General features: G+C 65.8%; 13 protein-coding genes. 7 read left to right on the top strand and 6 right to left on the bottom strand.

What is annotated here, in order from left to right:
• Nucleotides 1–256: 256 nt before the first annotated feature.
• Both ACVWWQ_RS13195 and ACVWWQ_RS13190 read right to left on the bottom strand, forming a co-directional pair.
• Nucleotides 257–937 (bottom strand): hypothetical protein, encoded by a 681-nt coding sequence (locus ACVWWQ_RS13195; protein ID WP_133948819.1) that lies wholly within the window; start codon nt 935–937, stop codon nt 257–259.
• Between the two features lie 102 nt (nt 938–1,039).
• Complete coding sequence (locus tag ACVWWQ_RS13190) at nt 1,040–1,636, bottom strand: DNA-3-methyladenine glycosylase I (RefSeq protein WP_133948821.1); 597 nt, start codon at nt 1,634–1,636, stop codon at nt 1,040–1,042.
• 82 nt (nt 1,637–1,718) lie between these two features.
• On the opposite strand from ACVWWQ_RS13190, the gene ACVWWQ_RS13185 reads away from it, so the two are divergent.
• Together ACVWWQ_RS13185 and ACVWWQ_RS13180 are read left to right on the top strand one after the other, a co-directional pair.
• Entirely contained in the window at nt 1,719–2,618 is a 900-nt protein-coding gene (locus ACVWWQ_RS13185) for a DMT family transporter (protein WP_133949368.1), read from the top strand.
• 54 nt (nt 2,619–2,672) lie between these two features.
• Nucleotides 2,673–3,785 carry a sterol desaturase family protein gene (locus tag ACVWWQ_RS13180; protein ID WP_133948823.1) on the top strand — a complete coding sequence of 371 codons (1,113 nt, stop codon included), beginning with the start codon at nt 2,673–2,675 and terminating at the stop codon, nt 3,783–3,785.
• Nucleotides 3,786–3,894: 109 nt separating this feature from the next.
• Here the strand turns inward: ACVWWQ_RS13180 and ACVWWQ_RS13175 are convergent, their stop codons facing one another.
• Both ACVWWQ_RS13175 and ACVWWQ_RS13170 read right to left on the bottom strand, forming a co-directional pair.
• Nucleotides 3,895–4,860 (bottom strand): pyridoxal-phosphate dependent enzyme, encoded by a 966-nt coding sequence (locus ACVWWQ_RS13175; RefSeq protein ID WP_457383437.1) that lies wholly within the window; start codon nt 4,858–4,860, stop codon nt 3,895–3,897.
• A complete protein-coding gene (locus ACVWWQ_RS13170) occupies nt 4,854–5,855 on the bottom strand; it encodes an aldose epimerase family protein (protein WP_133948827.1) in 1,002 nt (333 codons plus the stop codon). Before ACVWWQ_RS13170 ends, ACVWWQ_RS13175 begins: the two co-directional genes overlap by 7 nt.
• A 67-nt stretch (nt 5,856–5,922) precedes the next feature.
• Between ACVWWQ_RS13170 and pepN the strand changes: the two genes are divergently transcribed.
• Nucleotides 5,923–8,577 carry an aminopeptidase N gene (gene pepN / locus ACVWWQ_RS13165; protein ID WP_133948829.1) on the top strand — a complete coding sequence of 885 codons (2,655 nt, stop codon included), beginning with the start codon at nt 5,923–5,925 and terminating at the stop codon, nt 8,575–8,577.
• A gap of 90 nt (nt 8,578–8,667) precedes the next feature.
• Here the strand turns inward: pepN and ACVWWQ_RS13160 are convergent, their stop codons facing one another.
• A complete protein-coding gene (locus ACVWWQ_RS13160) occupies nt 8,668–8,850 on the bottom strand; it encodes a hypothetical protein (protein ID WP_133948831.1) in 183 nt (60 codons plus the stop codon).
• 603 nt (nt 8,851–9,453) lie between these two features.
• Between ACVWWQ_RS13160 and mnmG the strand changes: the two genes are divergently transcribed.
• The 4 genes from mnmG (at nt 9,454) to ACVWWQ_RS13140 (ending at nt 16,620) form a co-directional block, all read left to right on the top strand.
• Complete coding sequence (gene mnmG, locus ACVWWQ_RS13155) at nt 9,454–11,328, top strand: tRNA uridine-5-carboxymethylaminomethyl(34) synthesis enzyme MnmG (protein WP_133948833.1); 1,875 nt, start codon at nt 9,454–9,456, stop codon at nt 11,326–11,328.
• A 63-nt stretch (nt 11,329–11,391) separates the two neighbouring features.
• Nucleotides 11,392–12,174, top strand: a complete 783-nt coding sequence (locus ACVWWQ_RS13150) for an RDD family protein (RefSeq protein ID WP_099653126.1) — start codon at nt 11,392–11,394, stop codon at nt 12,172–12,174.
• Nucleotides 12,175–12,328: 154 nt separating this feature from the next.
• Nucleotides 12,329–14,662 (top strand): Tex family protein, encoded by a 2,334-nt coding sequence (locus ACVWWQ_RS13145; RefSeq protein WP_133948835.1) that lies wholly within the window; start codon nt 12,329–12,331, stop codon nt 14,660–14,662.
• Nucleotides 14,663–14,766: 104 nt separating this feature from the next.
• Entirely contained in the window at nt 14,767–16,620 is a 1,854-nt protein-coding gene (locus ACVWWQ_RS13140; protein WP_133948837.1) for an autotransporter domain-containing protein, read from the top strand.
• Between the two features lie 67 nt (nt 16,621–16,687).
• Here ACVWWQ_RS13140 and ACVWWQ_RS13135 read toward each other — a convergent pair whose 3' ends face one another.
• Nucleotides 16,688–17,569 carry a YbaY family lipoprotein gene (locus tag ACVWWQ_RS13135; RefSeq protein WP_099653129.1) on the bottom strand — a complete coding sequence of 294 codons (882 nt, stop codon included), beginning with the start codon at nt 17,567–17,569 and terminating at the stop codon, nt 16,688–16,690.
• Nucleotides 17,570–17,708: the final 139 nt, after the last annotated feature.

The following is a 17,708-nucleotide window of genomic DNA, read 5'->3' as shown; positions in this document are numbered from 1 at the left end:
AACGAGTTCTGGCAAAACCGTGGCAAGTCGCGGGCGTTCGCGCGACATCGCCCCAGATGCCTGCCAGCGCGCCGCAAAGGTGAGCGATGGACACGGGTGACCGCGGCGGACCGGGCCTCGTGCGCAGCAGCTGCAGGCTCCTGTTGCCTGCAATCTGGCGTAGTGGCGTTGTGCTCCAATCGGGCGCTGGTCGGAAAAAGGGAATCGGTGTCGGCTCGCTCTCATGTCGAATCAGGGACCGGGAGTCGCGCCGCTGTCAGTGGTGCGGATCGTGCCCGTCCTCACCGCCATTCCCGACACCCAAGCCCATGCCACCACCGCCACCACCCATGCCCTTGCCGCCGCCGCTCTTGCCTCCCTCCTTGGCAGCACCCTCACCTTTGCCCCGCGACGCCGGCATGCGGGTCGGCCCTTGTCTAGGAATGGACAGGCTGGCCGGCACCGGCTCCAGATCCAGCACCTGACGGATGAAGTCGCGCAGCGAGGTGACCAGCTCGGCCATGTGCGTGGGACGACCGGCGACCATGTCCGCCGCGGCACTGGCTGCCAACTGCACCTGTTGCTCGGTGCCCAGCAGGATGATGTCGGACAGCGCCGCTTCGACGGCATCACGAATCCGGCGCGAGCGGTCGCTGCCGGAGCCATCCGATGGCAGATCCGCAGCCGCCGGCTCATCGGCCGACTCTGCTCGGCGGCGCAGCTCACGCAAGTGGGTGGGGTCGACGGCGAGGTTGCCGGTGAACGAGCCGCCCAGGGTTTTGTATGCCGCGATCAGCGTGCGCAGGCGTTCGTTGATCTGCCGGTTTTCACGCTCGCGACGCTGCTGGATGACTTGCATCGCCAGCAAGCGGATACCCACGCCTATCAGCGTGATCACCGCCAGGCCGAACAGCGTCGTGAGCAGGCCGTGCCAGGAACTGAAATCCAGATTGCGCATGCGAAGAACCCGTCTGGTCGAAACCGCAGTCTAGTGCGGGTGACTCGGGATGCACCGTGATGAGCCCCATGCCGGCGGCGTCGGTAGCAATCCTTCAATGACTCAATGATTCCCGATACACGACTGGTGCCGGAAACACCCCACCAGGTGATCGTTGATCATTCCGGTGGCCTGCAGCAGCGAGTAGCAGATGGTGGTGCCGACAAAGCGGAAGCCGCGTTTCTTCATGGCCTTGCTCATGCGGTCGGACAGCTCGGTGCTGGGCGGCACGTCGGCCTGGTCGCGCCAGTGGTTCAGCAGCGGCTTGCCGTCGACGAAGGACCACAGATACGCGTCCAGGCTGCCGAATTCCTTGATCACTTCCAGCGCGGCGATTGCGTTGCCGCGGGTGGAGGAGACTTTCAGGCGATTGCGGATGATGCCCGGGTCGAGCAGTCGCTGCTCCAGTTCGTGGTCGGTCATCGCGGCGACGCGGGCGATCTCGAAGTGGTGAAACGCCTTGCGATAGTTGTCGCGCTTGGTCAGCACGGTGCGCCACGACAGGCCCGCCTGGGCGCCTTCCAGGCACAGGAATTCGAACAGCGCGCGATCGTCGTGCAGCGGCATGCCCCATTCGGTGTCGTGGTAGTCGCGCATCAGCGCGTCGCCGGCGGCGGCCCAGTGGCAACGTTGCGGTTCGGTGGTCGTGGTCTTGGTCATGGGCGGGCGGATGGTCGTAGGTTGCCGCACAACCTACCCCACGCCGCTAGACTTGTCGCCCCGCTCCCCGCCCATGTCTTCCATGCCTCCCTCGTCCTCGCCCCAACGCGGCGCACTGTTTGCGCTGATCGCCACGATCCTGATCTGGGCTTACAGCTGGGTGGTGATGAAGCAGGTACTGGCGTATGCCGGGCCGTTCCATTTTGCCGCGTTGCGTTATCTGCTGGGTGCCGCCGTGCTGTTTGCGGCGATGCTGTTGACGCGACAGTCGTTGCGCCCACCGCCGCTGTTGCCGACGTTGCTGATCGGTCTGTGCCAGACCACCGCCTTCCAGGGTCTGGAGCAACTGGCCTTGCTCAATGGCGGCGCCGGTCATGTCGCGCTGCTCGCTTACACCATGCCGTTCTGGGCGGTGCTGCTGGCGTGGATGGTGCTGGGCGACCGGCCCACCGGACGCCATTGGGTCGGCGTGGGACTGGCCGCGATCGGACTGGTCTGCATCATCGAGCCGTGGCATGACCTGGGCAGTGCGCTGAGCACCACCCTGGCGATTGTCGGCGGTGTGGCATGGGCGGCCGGCACCGTGTTCAGCAAGCGCATGTTCCGCCAGCACGCACCGTCGGTGCTCAGCCTCACCGCGTGGCAAATGTTGTTCGGCGGCGCGGCGCTTGGCCTGCTGGCGATGGCAGTCCCCGAGCGCAGCATTGACTGGAGCCCGGCCTTCATCGGCGGCCTCGCCTACAGCGTGGTGCTGGCCTCCAGCCTGGCGTGGTGGCTGTGGTCGATCGTGCTGCAGCGGCTGCCGACCACGGTGGCCAGCATTTCCAGCCTGGGCGTACCGATCGTCAGCGTGCTGCTGGCCTGGCTGATCCTGCACGAGCGGCCGTCCGTCATGGAGCTGGTCGGCATCGTCTTCGTGCTGCTGGGACTGGTCGCGGTGAGCGGCATCGGCACGCGCCGCGGCAAGGCATCCATTCAGTAATTCGTTTTGCGGGCGGCGATATGATGCAGCCCGGCCAAAGCCGCAGAGGCGTGCATGTTCGATCTGTCTCAATGGTGGAGTGATCTGGTCGGCTGGCTGGCTGGCCATGCCGTCACGCCGCTGCTCGCGGCGCTGCACCTGGACGGCCTCAGCGGCAACCCGGATGACATCGCCGCCGCGCTGCTGATTGCCGCGCTGCAGGTGGGCATCATCGGACTGATCTTCCGCCCGCTGGAAAGCTGGTTTCCCGCCGAGCGCTGGAGCAGTCGCCGACTGACCCTGGTGGATCGCAATTACACCTTGCTGATGCTGCTCGGCATCTTTCCGTTGTTCACCTACCTGGTGCTGACGCCGTTCAGCCATCTGTTTGGCGGTGTCGACAGTGCCACCTCCAGCACCGGTTCACCGCTGGCGCTGACGCACTGGATGCCGTGGTTCAACCAGCATCCCTACGTGCTGTTCGCGGTCTATTACGTGGTGTACGACTTCGTGTACTACTGGATGCACCGCACTCAGCACGCAATTCCCTGGTGGTGGGCGCTGCACAGCATGCATCACAGCCAGCGCCAGATGAGTTGCTGGACGAATGACCGCGGCAGCCTGGTCGACGGCTTCATCCAGTCGATGATTTTGGCGACCGTGGGACTGGTGATCGGCGTGGATCCGGATGAGTTCGCCTGGCTGATGCTGATCGGCGAACTGGTGCAGAACCTCTCGCATGCAAACGTGCGGCTCGGCTTCGGTCGCGTGTTCGACCGCGTCTTCGTGGCACCGAAGTTCCATCGCCTGCACCACATGCTGGTCGACCCCGACCGGCCGGGCCTGCACAACTGCAACTACGGCCAGGTGCTGTCGATCTGGGACGTGCTGTTCGGCACCGCGCTCTATGGCGAGCCGCCACGACCGACCGGCGTGGGTGATCCACTGGTCGATGCGGACAACAACCACGGCCTGATCGGCCTGCACTGGGTCGCGCTGAAGCGCTTCTGGGGTGCGGTGCGCTGCATCGAAGGCTGGCGGCCGGGTGAGGTGGCATTCGGCGAAGGCTATCGACCGATTCCGGTCAGCCAGCTGGATCTGCATGCGTTTGAGCATCAGCCGGCCGAAGCAGACGGCGAGCCGAACCCACCGGGCAGCCATACGTCGACCGAGGCGGCGCCTGGCTAACCCGCTACACCGCCGGTTCACGGAATGAGTGCGCCGCGACCCTCGCAGGGCGGACATTCTCCCCGGCTCTTGGATGGCTCGGGGAGTGGAGCGGCGGGCAGTGCCCGCCCTACGCCGCGCTGCCCCAGGGCAAAGCCTGCAGATCCACGTTGCCGCCGGTCAGCACCACGCCGACGCGCTTGCCGGCAAAGCGCTGCGGCTGTTTGAGGATCGCCGCCAGCGCGGTGGCGCTGGACACTTCCACCACCTGCTTCAACTCCGACCACAGCAGCTGCATCGCGGCGATGATTTCGGCGTCACTGACCGTGATGACCTCGACGCGATGGGCGCGCAGCGCGTCGAGGTTGCGTTCGCCGATCAGCGCACGCAGGCCGTCACAAACGGTCTCCGGCACCACGGTGGTGATCCGCCGGCCATGCGCCAGTGATTGCGCCGCATCGTCGGCACCGAGCGGTTCGGCGCCGAACAGCGCCAGCGTCGGAACGAGACCATGCGCGGCAATCGCCACGCCGCTGGCGAGGCCGCCCCCGCCCACCGGCGTGATCAGCGCCTCCAGTGCGGGTACTTGCTGCAGCAGTTCCAGCGCGATGGTGCCCTGACCGGCCATCACCCGCGTGTCGGCATACGGATGAACCAGCTCGGCCCCGCTCTCGCGCTGCACTTCGGCGCACTTCGCTTCGCGTGCGGCCTGGGTCGCGGCGCAGCGATGCAGGATAGCGCCGGCGCGCTCGATCGCCTCGAGCTTGGCGCGCACCGCACCCTCGGGCACCACCACGTGGGCCTTGATGCCGCGAGTGGCGGCGGCCAGTGCCAGCGCGTTGCCGTGGTTGCCGGAGGAATGGGTGACCACACCGTGCGCCGCCTGCTCGTCGCTGAGCGACCACACCGCGTTGCAGGCACCGCGGAATTTGAACGCGCCACCGTACTGCAGGTTTTCGCACTTGAAGTGCAGTTCGGCGCCGGTCAGCGCGTCGATTGCTGCACTGCGCAGTATTGGGGTGATGCGTGCATGTGGCGCGATGCGCGCGGCGGCGTCGCGAATGTCGTCGAAACCGGGCAAGGCATCCTTCACGATTCGATCTCCACGCCACAACGGAAATGCCGCTGGGCGCCGGGCTCCAGGTGGATCGCCTCGGCACATTCGGGTCGGTTGAACGCGTCAGCCATGCACTCCATCGGCTCCAGCGCGACGGCACGGCGGGCATCGCGACTGATCGTGTCGCCGGTGAACGCATGCATCACGCCGCGCTCCTGCCAGACGGCGATGGCAAAGCCGCTGACCGGATCATGCAAGCGGGTGCGGATACGGCCATCCACCTCGACATCCAGATCGGTGTAGCCCTGATCCAGGATGCTGTCGGCGATGCGGCGCGGCTCGCGGAAGTCCAGCGCCGGCGCGTCGTCCAGCGGCACGTAAGCCTCCGCGCCAGCCAGCGCGATCAGGTCGGCGCCGGTGCGGATCAGGGTCTGCGCGGGGATCTGCAGTTGCCAGCCATCGACCTCGCCGTCAGCCACGCGGAAGTACGGATGCCAGCCGAAGAAACACGGCGCGGCACTGTCGCCGACGTTCGTCATGCAGGCATCCAGACTGAGGCCGGTGGCGTCCAGGGTGAACGTCAGCGCCAGGTCGATGGCATGCGGATAGCCCGGTCGCGGACGGATCGCGTCCGTCGTCAAAACGACCTGGGCGGCGGCACCATCGGCGGTCAGGCTGGCGATCGCGAAGTCGGCATCACGCACGAAGCCGTGCCGGCTGGCGCGGTCCGTGCCGGTGACGCCCGGGTCGAGATCCTGCGACTGACCGTCGAACGTGTAGCGTGCGTCGGCCACGCGCCCGGCAAACGGCACCATGATGGCGAACCGCGACCCCGGCCGGGCCTTGATCTCGGCCGCATCGCGATGGCCGTCGGCGAGGTCGCGCGTGGCGCCCGCATAAACGGTTTCGAAGCTCAGCAGCGCCGCGCCGTGCAGGGCAAGGCGGACGCGTCGACCGCTGAGCGCGTCTGCCAGCACCACGATGTCCTGCTCGCCGAGGTGATCGCGCCCGGCCGTGTATCGCGTTGCATTCATGGGGTTTTCCTGCCGTTGAACCACCCCATGTTAACCTGATCATTCCCCAGCCCCATCGTTCTTTCCCATGCATGCACTCCCCGAACAGGCCGCCCCGGCACTGATCCGTCTTCGCGACTACCGCGCCCCGGCGTGGCGCGTGGAAACGGTTGAACTGGACTTCGATCTCGGCATCGACGCCACCGAATTGTGCGCACGACTGCACCTGCGCCGCGACGCCGCGCAGGATGAGCCGCTGCGCCTGGATGGTGAAAACCTCCAGCTGCTGTCGATCAGCCTGGACGGCCGACAGTTGCCCGCCACCGCCTACCGCTACGCCGGCAACGTGCTGGAAGTGGATGGTGCACGCGATGGCAGCGTGCTGGAAACGCGGGTGCGGCTGCGCCCGGCAGCGAACACCGCGCTGGAAGGCCTGTATCTTTCCGGCCCGCACGAAACCGGCTTTCTGCTGACCCAGTGCGAGGCCGAAGGGTTTCGCCACATCACGTTCTTCCCCGACCGTCCGGACGTGCTGTCCAGCTACACGGTGACCCTGCGCGCCGACCGGGCGCGCTTCCCGGTGCTGCTGGCCGGCGGCAATCCGGATGGCATGGGCGAACTGGAGGGCGGTCGCCACTGGGCGCGTTTCGTCGATCCACACCCGAAGCCGAGCTACTTGTTCGCGCTGGTTGCCGGGCGACTGGAAGTGATCGAGCGTGATTACGTCACCGCCGACGGCCGGACGGTACAGCTGAAGATCTGGGCCGAGGCCGACGCAATCGATCGCTGTGATTACGCGATGGATGCGCTGGAGCGCTCGATGCGCTGGGACGAGCAGGCCTACGGCCGCAACTACGACCTGGACGTGTTTCACGTGGTCGCCACCCATGATTTCAACATGGGCGCGATGGAGAACAAGGGTCTCAACATCTTCAACGCGAAGTGCCTGCTGGCCGCGCCGGACTCCACCACCGACGAGGAATATCGCCACGTCGAAGCCGTGGTGGCGCACGAGTACTTCCACAACTGGAGCGGCAACCGCGTCACCTGCCGCGACTGGTTCCAGCTGAGCCTGAAGGAAGGCTTGACCGTGTTCCGCGAGCAGAGTTTCTCGGCCGACATGAATTCGGCGCCGCTGAAACGGATCGAGGACGTGGCGCTGCTGCGCCGCGCCCAGTTCCCCGAGGACGCCGGCCCGCTGGCGCATCCGGTGCGCCCGGCGCAGTACAGCGAGATCAACAACTTCTATACCGCCACCGTGTACGAGAAAGGCGCCGAGCTGGTGCGCATGCTGGCCGGCGCGCTGGGTCCTGACGGCTTCCGTCGCGGCATGGACCGCTATTTCGAACACAACGACGGCCGCGCCGCGACTCTGGAAGATTTCCTCGGGGCACTGGGCGAGGCCAACCAGACCGACCTGATGCCGTACCTGGCCTGGTACGGCCAGCCCGGCACGCCGCGGCTGAAGGCGCATGGTCATTACGACGCCGAGCGGCAGACGTACACGCTGGCGCTGGCGCAGCACGCGCCTGCCGTGGCCGGCGTCGACGCCCGTCCGGCCTTGCCGATCCCGGTCAAACTGGCCCTGTTCGACCAGGGCGGCAACATGCTGCCCTTGCATCTGGAGGGCCAGACGTCTGCCGGTGCCACCGAGCTGGTCGTGGTGTTGAACCAGGCCGAGCAGGCGTTTGTCTTCACCGGCGTCGTCGCGCCACCGGTACCGTCGCTGCTGCGCGGCTTCTCCGCCCCGGTGGTGCTGGAGTGCGATTACAGCCCTGCCGACCTGGCGCTGCTGCTGGCCCATGATGTGGACGGCTTCAATCGATGGGAGGCCGGCCAGCAACTGGCTGCGCGCGCCTACGAGGATCTGCGTGACGACACCTCCGAAAGCGCCTTGCGGGCCTGGACGGAAGCGCTGGCCGGTCTGTTCGACAACGCCGCCATCGACGATGCCTTGCTGGCTGACCTGTTGACCCCGCCCGGCGAAATCGAGCTGGCCGAGCGCGAGTCCGCAATTGATCCCGAACACATCCACCAGCTGCGCCAGACCCTGCAACAGCGACTCGCCAGCCGGATCGGCGCGGCAGCACTGGGCAAGCGGTACGCGGCGCTGGCAGCAGAAACCTCGATCGCACTGGATGCGGCCAGCCAGGCCCGCCGGCGCCTGAAACGTCGCGTGCTGGAGTTGCTGGCCCTGCTTGATCACGAGCAGGCGTGGGCACTGGCTGAACGGCAGGTCCGCGACGCACCGGGCATGACCGACCGCCTCGCGGCGTTGTCGGTGCTGGTTCGCACGGGCGCGCCGCAGGCGGCAACCGCGCTGGACATGTTCCGCCAGCGCCATGCCGACAACGCCCTGGCGCTGGACAAGTGGTTTTCGGTGCAGGCACAGCTGCCGGGCGAAGCCGCGCTGGAACGCGTGCAGAGGCTGGAAGAAGATCCGTCGTTCACGCTGAAGAACCCGAATCGGGTGCAGGCCTTGCTGGGTGCTTTCGTGCGCAACAACCCCAGCGGTTTCCATCGCGTGGATGGTGCGGGCTATCGCTTTCTGGCCGAACGACTGGTGGCGCTGGATGCGCTCAATCCGCAGGTCGCGGCACGGCTGGCCACCGCGTTCAACGGCTGGCAGCGGCTGGAGTCACGGCGTCGCGAAGCGGCGCGCGGGGTGATCGAGAAACTGGCGGCTCACCGCGGGCTTTCGCGCAATCTGGCCGAAATCATCGGCAGCGTGTTGAATCACTGACGGTCAACGGCGCAGCACGCGACGGCCCGTCCAGGAAGATCGCCTGCAGTGCGTGGTGACAGCGCCACGCACTTGGGCGAAAGGGCTCATTCAAACTGCCAGGTGATCAAGCGCATCAAGCAGGCTCTGCATGCGCGATTCCAGGTCGGGCAACGCGTCATGCTCAATGTCATTGCACTCGTACAGGCCGTCGATATCCATCTCGACCTGACCCAGCTCGACCAGCAGGTCATGATGCGGATAGACGGGTTGGAAGTCGAAGCTCATGTCCATGACGTACCCCTTTGTGGTTGGTGGTCAAGGAATGCAATCGACATGCCATATGCGAACTGGATCACACTTTCTTCCGGATCCACATCACGCGACTGACGCTGCGCGTCATCAGCTGCCGCGATCCGACACAAAATTCGTTTTCAGTCACCCTTTGTTCACGCGAATTCAGTAAATATCGGCTTGCAGTTGGGGGCAACACGCACTCTCATCCGCCAGCAAGTTTCCGGTTTCTGGCGTTCGGCAATACGGTCATCCTGGATTCCCCCTGTTCCTGAGACCGCCGAGCGCCAGATCTATAAGCACGAGGCCCCGCGGCCAACAGCCGCGGGGCCTCGTCATTTGGGGCTTTCGGCGACCGCAGCTGTTTCCGGTCGCGCAAAAGACGACGGCACCCCGAAGGGTGCCGTCTTGCTTCCTTTCCCGGTACGCGATCGAACCCCTGTCCGTTCGATCTCGGCGCGCGTGGTCGCGCAGCGTCTGCCCAGCAAAGTGCTGACCGTACGAAGCAGGAAGCGTGCCAAAATGGCACGTCCGCTCACAAGCCGTTGATGGCGCTACCATGTCGCCCCGTTTCGTCACTTTTTGCACGCGCAGGTCAGTTTGATGCACCACCCGACCCATTACGACGTCATCGTGATCGGTGGCGGCCACGCCGGCACCGAAGCCGCGCTGGCCGCCGCCCGCACGGGCGCGCGCACCCTGCTGCTCAGCCACAACATCGAGACGATCGGCCAGATGAGCTGCAACCCCGCCATCGGCGGCATCGGCAAAGGGCATCTGGTGAAGGAGATCGACGCACTGGGTGGCGCGATGGCGCATGCGGCCGACCGCGCCGGTATCCAGTGGCGCACGCTGAACGCCTCGAAGGGCCCCGCCGTCCGCGCCACCCGCTGCCAGGCCGATCGCGGGCTGTACAAGGCGGCGATCCGCCATATCGTGGAAACCCAGCCGAATCTCGAACTGTTCCAGCAGGCGGTGGACGACCTGATCATCGAGGGTGGCCGCGTCACCGGCGTGGTTACCCAGATGGGGCTGTCGTTCAGCGCGCGCAGCGTGGTGTTGACCGCCGGCACCTTTCTCGCCGGCAAGATCCACATCGGGCAGGCGCAATACGCCGGCGGCCGCGCGGGCGACCCGCCGGCCAGCACGCTGGCGCAAAAGCTGCGCGAACTGCCGGTGGCCGCCGACCGACTGAAGACCGGCACGCCGCCGCGCATCGACCTGCGCAGCATCGACTTCAACGGCCTCGACGAACAGCCCGGCGACACGCCGACACCGGTGTTCTCCTACCTGGGCTCGCGCGCCGAGCATCCACGCCAGGTCAGCTGCTGGATCACACACACGTCGGAACGCACGCACGAAATCATTCGCGGCGCGCTCGATCGCTCGCCGCTGTACACCGGCCAGATCGAAGGCGTCGGCCCGCGCTACTGCCCCTCGATCGAGGACAAGGTGGTGCGCTTCGCGGAGAAGAACTCACACCAGATCTTCATCGAGCCGGAAGGCCTGGACACCTTCGAGATCTATCCGAACGGCATCTCCACCTCGCTGCCCTACGACGTGCAACTGGCGCTGGTGCAGTCGATCAAGGGCTTCGAGCATGCGCACATCACCCGCCCCGGCTACGCCATCGAGTACGACTACTTCGACCCGCGCGGACTGAACCCGTGGCTGGAAACCAAGGCGATCCCCGGCCTGTATTTCGCGGGCCAGATCAATGGCACCACAGGTTATGAGGAGGCCGGTGCACAGGGCCTGATCGCCGGCCTCAACGCCGCGCTCGCGGTGCAGGGCAAGGCGCCGTGGTACCCGCGCCGCGATGAAGCCTATATCGGCGTGCTGATCGACGACCTCACCAGCAATGGCACGATCGAGCCGTACCGCATGTTCACCTCGCGTGCCGAATACCGGCTGCATTTGCGCGAGGACAATGCCGACCTGCGCCTGACCGAACAGGGTTTCGAGTTGGGTGTGGTGCCGCAGGCGCGCTTCGATGCGCTGCGTACAAAACGCGAGGCGGTGGAACGCGAACTGCAGCGGCTGGGTTCGGTGTGGATATCGCCAACGAATGCCCTGGGTGCGGCCGTGCAGCGGCAACTGGGTATCGCGGTCAGTCGCGAAACCAGCGCTACCGACCTGCTGCGCCGACCCGAACTCGACTACGCCCGGCTGACCGCAGTCGCCGAGCTCGGCCCGGCCGTAAGCGCCGAAGACGTCGCCGCGCAAGTCGAGGTGCAGGTGAAGTACGCCGGTTATCTCGAGCGCCAGCGCGAGGACATCGAGCGCCAGCGTCGCCAGGAACACCTGCCGATCCCTGTCGACTTCGATTACGACAAGGTGCGTGGCCTTTCCGCCGAAGTGCTGCTGAAGCTCAAGCGCTCGTTGCCGGCAACCGTCGGCCAGGCGGCACGCGTCAGCGGTGTGACGCCCGCGGCGATTTCGCTGCTGCTGGTGCACTTGAAGCGTCGCGCCGCCTGAGCTTGCGGCGAGCGCGCACTCTCATGGCATCATGCCCACTTTGACCAACCCGGGGAGTGCGCAATGGAAATCTGGATCGGCCGCGACGGTGAACGACATGGCCCCTACAAGGAAGAAGACGTGCGCGAATGGCTGCGCAGCGGCCAGGTCAGCTCGGCCGATCTGGCCTGGTACGAAGGCCTCGCCGACTGGCAGCCGCTGTCTGTGCTGTTCCCCGACGCGGTAAACACCACGCCGCCGCCCGCCGGGAACGGCAGCAACCCCTATTCGGCGCCCAGCGCACCGCTGTTGCCGCAGACCACCGCGGCCGCGCTGGAGGACTATGCCGGCTTCTGGAAACGCGTCGCCGCCTACATCCTCGACGCGATCATTCTGTATCTCCCGCAAAAGCTGATCGAGAATGCTTTCGGGGGCGCCGCCGCCAAGGCGACACTGGAGCAGGCCATGAAGGACAACGTCGGCAACACCGACGCGATGATGGCCGCCAACATGCATTACTACTCCGTGATGGGCCCGGCCATGCTGGTGATCCTGGTGATGGCCGTGCTCTATTTCGCGATCTGCGAAAGCTCGGCCTGGCAGGGTACCGTGGGCAAGTTGGCGCTGGGCATTCGCGTCACCGACATGAACGGTAACCGGATCAGCTTCCCGCGCGCCATCGGCCGCTACTTCGCCAAGATCCTCAGCACCATCATCATCTTCATCGGCTTCCTGATGGTGGCCTGGACCCAGCGCAAACAGGGGCTGCATGACCTGATCTGCGGCACCCTGGTGTTGAATGGTCGCGCCAGCGAATTCAAGTCGCAGCCGTCCGCGACCGGGAAGAACAACTCGTTCAGCGCCTGAATCGGCGGCGCGTCACAAGACCCAGCGGCGCCGCGGCCTGATCGCGGCGCCGCTTTCGTTTTGGACACGGCGCCGCCTATGCCACTTGTTATCATCGACGACCTGCTCCGTTCACCCGGCGCCACGCGCCGTTGCAAGGAATTCAAAGCCGCTCATGCAAAGCATCGAACAACGCATCGCCACCGATATCGCCGCCAGCACCGCGCAGGTGCGCGCTGCGGTGGACCTGCTGGACGGCGGCGCCACCGTGCCGTTCATCGCGCGCTACCGCAAGGAGATCACCGGCGGTCTCGACGACACCCAGTTGCGCCTGCTGGAAGAGCGCCTGCGCTACCTGCGCGAACTGGAAGAACGCCGCGCGGCGATCCTCGCCAGCGTGGAAGAGCAAGGCAAGCTCGACGATGCCCTGAAAGCCGACCTGCTGGCCGCCGATACCAAGGCGCGACTGGAAGATCTGTACCTGCCGTTCAAGCCCAAGCGCCGCACCAAGGCGCAGATCGCCCGCGAAGCCGGACTGGAACCGCTCGCGCTGGGCCTACGCGACGATCCCACGCTGACCCCGGAGGCTTTCGCCGAAACCTTCGTGGACGCAGAGAAAGGCGTGACCGACATCCGCGCGGCGCTGGATGGGGCACGCGCGATCCTGATGGAATCGATCGCCGAAGACGCCCACCTGGTCGGCGAACTGCGCGACTGGTTGTGGGCGCAGGGCCAGATCCGCGCCAAGGTGGTCGAAGGCAAGGAGAACGAAGGCGCGAAGTTCCGCGATTATTTCGACCACGTCGAACCGATCGGCAAGATCCCTTCGCACCGCCTGCTGGCGCTGATGCGCGCGCGCAACGAAGGCGTGATCGAACTCGAGCTTGCCCCCGCCGCCGACAGCGAGCAGGGCCACGCCGAAGGCGAGGGCCGCGTCGCCGCGCATGCCGCTATCCACAACCGTGGCCGCGCCGCCGATGCATGGCTGCGCGAAACCGTGCGACTGACCTGGCGCGTGAAGCTGCACCTGCACCTCACCCTCGACCTGTTCGGCCGCGTGCGCGAAGGCGCCGAGGACGAAGCCATCCGCGTGTTCGGCGACAACCTGAAAGACCTGATGCTGGCCGCACCGGCTGGCGCGAAGACCGTGATGGGTCTGGATCCCGGCATCCGCACCGGCTGCAAGGTCGCCGTGGTCGACGCCACCGGCAAGGTGCTCGCAACGGACGTGATCTACCCGCTGGAACCGAAGCGACAGTGGAACGAGTCGCTGGCGTCACTCGCACGGCTGTGCAAACAGCATCATGTCGACCTGATCTCGATCGGCAACGGCACCGGTTCGCGCGAAACCGACAAGCTGGCCGGCGAACTGATCAGGGGCCTGTCCAAGGCGGACGCCTCGCACACCATCGCCAAGATCGTGGTCAGCGAAGCGGGCGCTTCGGTCTACTCGGCGTCCGAAACGGCGGCGAAGGAATTCCCGAACCTGGACGTGACCCTGCGCGGCGCCGTCTCGATCGCGCGTCGCCTGCAGGATCCGCTGGCCGAACTGGTGAAGATCGAACCCAAGGCGATCGGCGTGGGCCAGTACCAGCACGACGTGAACCAGATCAAGCTGGCGCGTGCGCTGGACGCCCGCGTGGAGGACTGCGTCAACGCCGTCGGCGTGGACGTCAACACCGCGTCTGCCGCGCTGCTTTCCCGCGTGGCCGGCCTCAGCGCCAGCGTTGCCGAGAATGTGGTCAAGCATCGCGATGAGAACGGCCCGTTCGCCAATCGCAAGTCGCTGCTGAAAGTGCCACGACTGGGTGACAAGGCGTTCGAGCAGTGCGCCGGCTTCCTGCGCGTGCCCGCCGGCGACAACCCGCTGGACGCCAGCTCGGTGCATCCGGAAGCGTATCCGGTGGTCGAGCGGATCATCGCCCAGTGCGGCCGCGAAGTGCGCAACATCATTGGCGACACCGGCTTCCTGCGCGGCCTGAAGGCCGAGCAGTTCACCGACGAGAAGTTCGGCGTGCCGACCGTGCGCGACATCCTCAAGGAACTGGAGAAGCCCGGCCGCGACCCGCGTCCGGAATTCGTCGCGCCCACCTTCGCCGAAGGCGTCGAGGACGTGAAGGACCTCAAGCCCGGCATGATCCTCGAAGGCCGCGTCACCAACGTGGCGGCATTCGGCGCGTTCGTCGACATCGGCGTGCACCAGGACGGACTGGTTCACGTCTCCGCGCTGTCGCACACCTTCGTCAAGGATCCGCGCGACGCGGTGAAGGCCGGCGACATCGTCAAGGTGAAAGTGATGGAGGTCGACCTGCCGCGCCAGCGCATCGGGCTCAGCATGCGGCTGGACGACGAACCGGGGCAGACCCGCCGTGCGGGAAACGCCGAGCAGGGCGCGCGCGGCGTCCGGGACAGTCGCGGGGCGCGAGCGGGTGGGTCGGCGCCAAAGCCCGTGGAGGCACCGCTCAACAGCGCCTTCGCCGACGCACTGAACCGTGCGCGAAAGCGCTGAACCTTCGTTCGTGCGGCTCGCCATGCAATGCAGCATGCGCTTCCGTATGGATTGGACTAACGTAACAAAGCAATAACAAAATCATTCGCCCAGGAGCCCTTCCCATGCCGCGTACCCGCCACCTCGCCGGTGCCATCACTGCCGCGCTGCTGTTCAGCACCGGCGCGACGGCCGCCACCACCCAGTTCAGCAACGTGATCGTCTTCGGCGACAGCCTCAGCGACAACGGCAACATATCGCTGGCTACCGCACCGGGTATCCAGCCACCGCTGCGCTTCACCACCAATCCCGGGACCACGGCGGCAGAAAACGTCGCGGCGAAGCTCGGCTTCGCCCTGAAGCCCTCGGTAGCGGGAGGCACCGATTACGCCTGGGGCGGCGCCGGCTTCGTCAACAACGTGGCAGCGGTTCCGACCATTCCGCAGCAACTGCAGATGTATCTCGGCTCGACAGGCGGCAAGGCGGATTCCCGAGCCCTGTATCAGGTCTGGGGCGGCGCCAATGACGTCTTCTATCTGACCGGGGGGGCGCTCACCGACCAGAATGCGATCGCCGCGGGTACGGCCACTGCCGCGCAGACCGAACTGGGCGTGCTGGCCGGCCTGCAATCGGCGGGCGCCAGGTACGTGCTGGTCTACAACTTGCCGGACCTTGGCAAGACACCCTCGGCGGCAGCTGGCGGTGCCGCCGCCCAGGCTGGCGCCACGCAGCTCGCGGTGCTGTACAACAGCGTGCTGGACAGCGGCCTGAAGCAACTCAGCAACAGCGGTCTCAACGTGATTCCGGTGAACACCTTCGCCGTGCTCAACGAAGTGATCGCCAACCCGTCCGCTTACGGCTTCAGCAATGTCACCGCGCCGGCGTGCGGCGCGGGCTCCAGCTCGGTTCAATGCGGTCCGGCTGGCGCGGGGCTTCCCTTCAGCTATGCCCCCGGTACTGACCAGACTTACCTGTTTGCCGATGGCGTGCATCCGACGACCGCTGCGCACGCGATGCTCAGCCAGTACGTGATGTCGATCATCGAGGCGCCTGCGCAGGTCTCCCTGCTCGGCGAAGCCCCGCTCGCCTCTAGCGCGGTGCAAACCCGAACGATACGCAAACAAATGCTGGATGACAGCACCGGCGGACAGACCCGTACCTTCGTCAATATCGACTACGGCATCCAGCGCTTCAAGGCTGGCAATGGCGCGCCACGAACCAACAGCGGCAACTTCAACCTGACCCTTGGCGTGGATGCGCACGCGACCGACCAGGTCTCGGCCGGTGTCGCTCTGGGTGTCGGCCAGAGCAATGCCAACGTCACGGGCGGCGGTGGCTACAAGCTGCAGGACATCAGTGCGCTGGGCTACCTCACCTATCACGTGGGCGGGGGTTATGTGGGCGGCTATGCCAACTTTGGCCAGTCCAACTTCAAGGACATCGACCGTCGCATCTACCTGGGCGCGGCGCAGCGCACCGAAAGCGGCAAGGCCGACGGCTCGCATCTGGGTGGAGGAATCACCGGTGGCTGGTGGTTCAACCTCGACAGCTTGCGCACCGGGCCATTCGCCACGGTGGAATGGCAGACGGTGAAGGTCAACGGATACAGCGAAAACGGCCAGGACAGCACGGCCATGTGGTTCGGCCGGCAGCAGCGCGATGCCCTGGTAAGCACCCTGGGCTGGCGCCTGCAGGGCGACTGGAACGTGGGCAACACCGTGCTTTCGCCATACGCCGAATTGGCATGGAACCGGGACAGCAAGGCCGACGCGCGCATGATCAGCGCCGGCCTGAACAGCATGAGCGGCAAGTTCGAGATGGCCGGTTTCGTGCCGGACAAGAGCTGGGGCACGGCCGACCTTGGGGTGTCGGCGCGACTGACACCCAACATGATCAGCTGGTTCGGCTACAGCGGCCGCCTCAGCGACCACAGCCAGAAATACAACAGCTTCAACATGGGCTTCAAGGTCATGTTCTGAGCGTTTCGCAAGACAACAAAAAAGCCGCCGGCAAAACCGGCGGCTTTTTTTTGGACGTCCGGACGGCTTACTTGTTCTTGCCGCCGGTGGCGATGCTGAGGATCGACACGGCGTCCTTTTTCATGGACGCTGCGGTGGCATCATCCAGCGGCTGCACGTCGGAACCGGCCTGATGCTGCTTCAGCACCAGCGTGCCGTCCTCGCTCCAGCCGGCGCGATCGGTTGCGCTGGGCTTGCCGTCACGGCTTGACTTGGTTTCCTGCACGATCACCCACGGCTTGCCGTCCTTGTAGGCGTAATCGGTGCTGGTGTAGCCCTTGTCACCGTAATCGACTTCCTCGCGGATGTACTTCACTTCGCCGGCCTGGCGGAACAGCTGCCAGCCACGCGAGTCGTCCTTTTCCAGCTTGGTGCCATGGCTGATCTTCATGCCACCGATCTGCGCCTTCACGTCGCCGAATTCCGCCAGGAGCTTCTCGGCCGGCGTCTGTTCGGACTGCAGCTGGATCGCCACCGCGTCATTGTTGCTGCCCTTGGCCAGCACCGGCGCCTGGATCGGCATGGTGTACTGGCGCTCGCCATCGGTGATGGTGGCCTGGATCACGTACAGGTCGTTCGGTTTGACGTCGGCCGGGTTGAAGCCGAGCGTGAACGACTGCGGGAACGTACCGGCCGGAGAGGTCTTGCTGGCCAGCGGCGCCGAGCCCACGGCAGTGGAGGACACGTCGACCAGGTTCAGAACCAGGGTGGCCTTGTCCGAAGGTGCCGGCGAGCCGGCGCGCAGCGAAATCGTTCCGCTCACCTGGCTCGGCACCTTGGCAGCGACACCGGCACTGTTGGCAGAGGCGGGCGAGGAGGAATCCGCCTGCTGGGACGAATTGGAAGCGTTGTTGCAGCCAGCCAGGGCCAGCGCAGCAATCGACATCAGCGACAAAACCGTCTTGCGCATCGGGAAAACCTCTTCAAGCGTTGAATCTGGCACGTGTCCGTTCGGGCGCGTGGCGCCGCGACTTTTACGCGGGGGAAGTTCCAAGCATAGCTCAAAAGATGCGACCCCGAAAAGTCAATCCATCCAATGACCTACCATG

The sequence above is a fragment of the Rhodanobacter sp. TND4EL1 genome (genome assembly GCF_054061035.1).
Note: the sequence above shows the minus strand (reverse complement) of the source record. Positions and strands in the feature narration are given on the sequence as shown.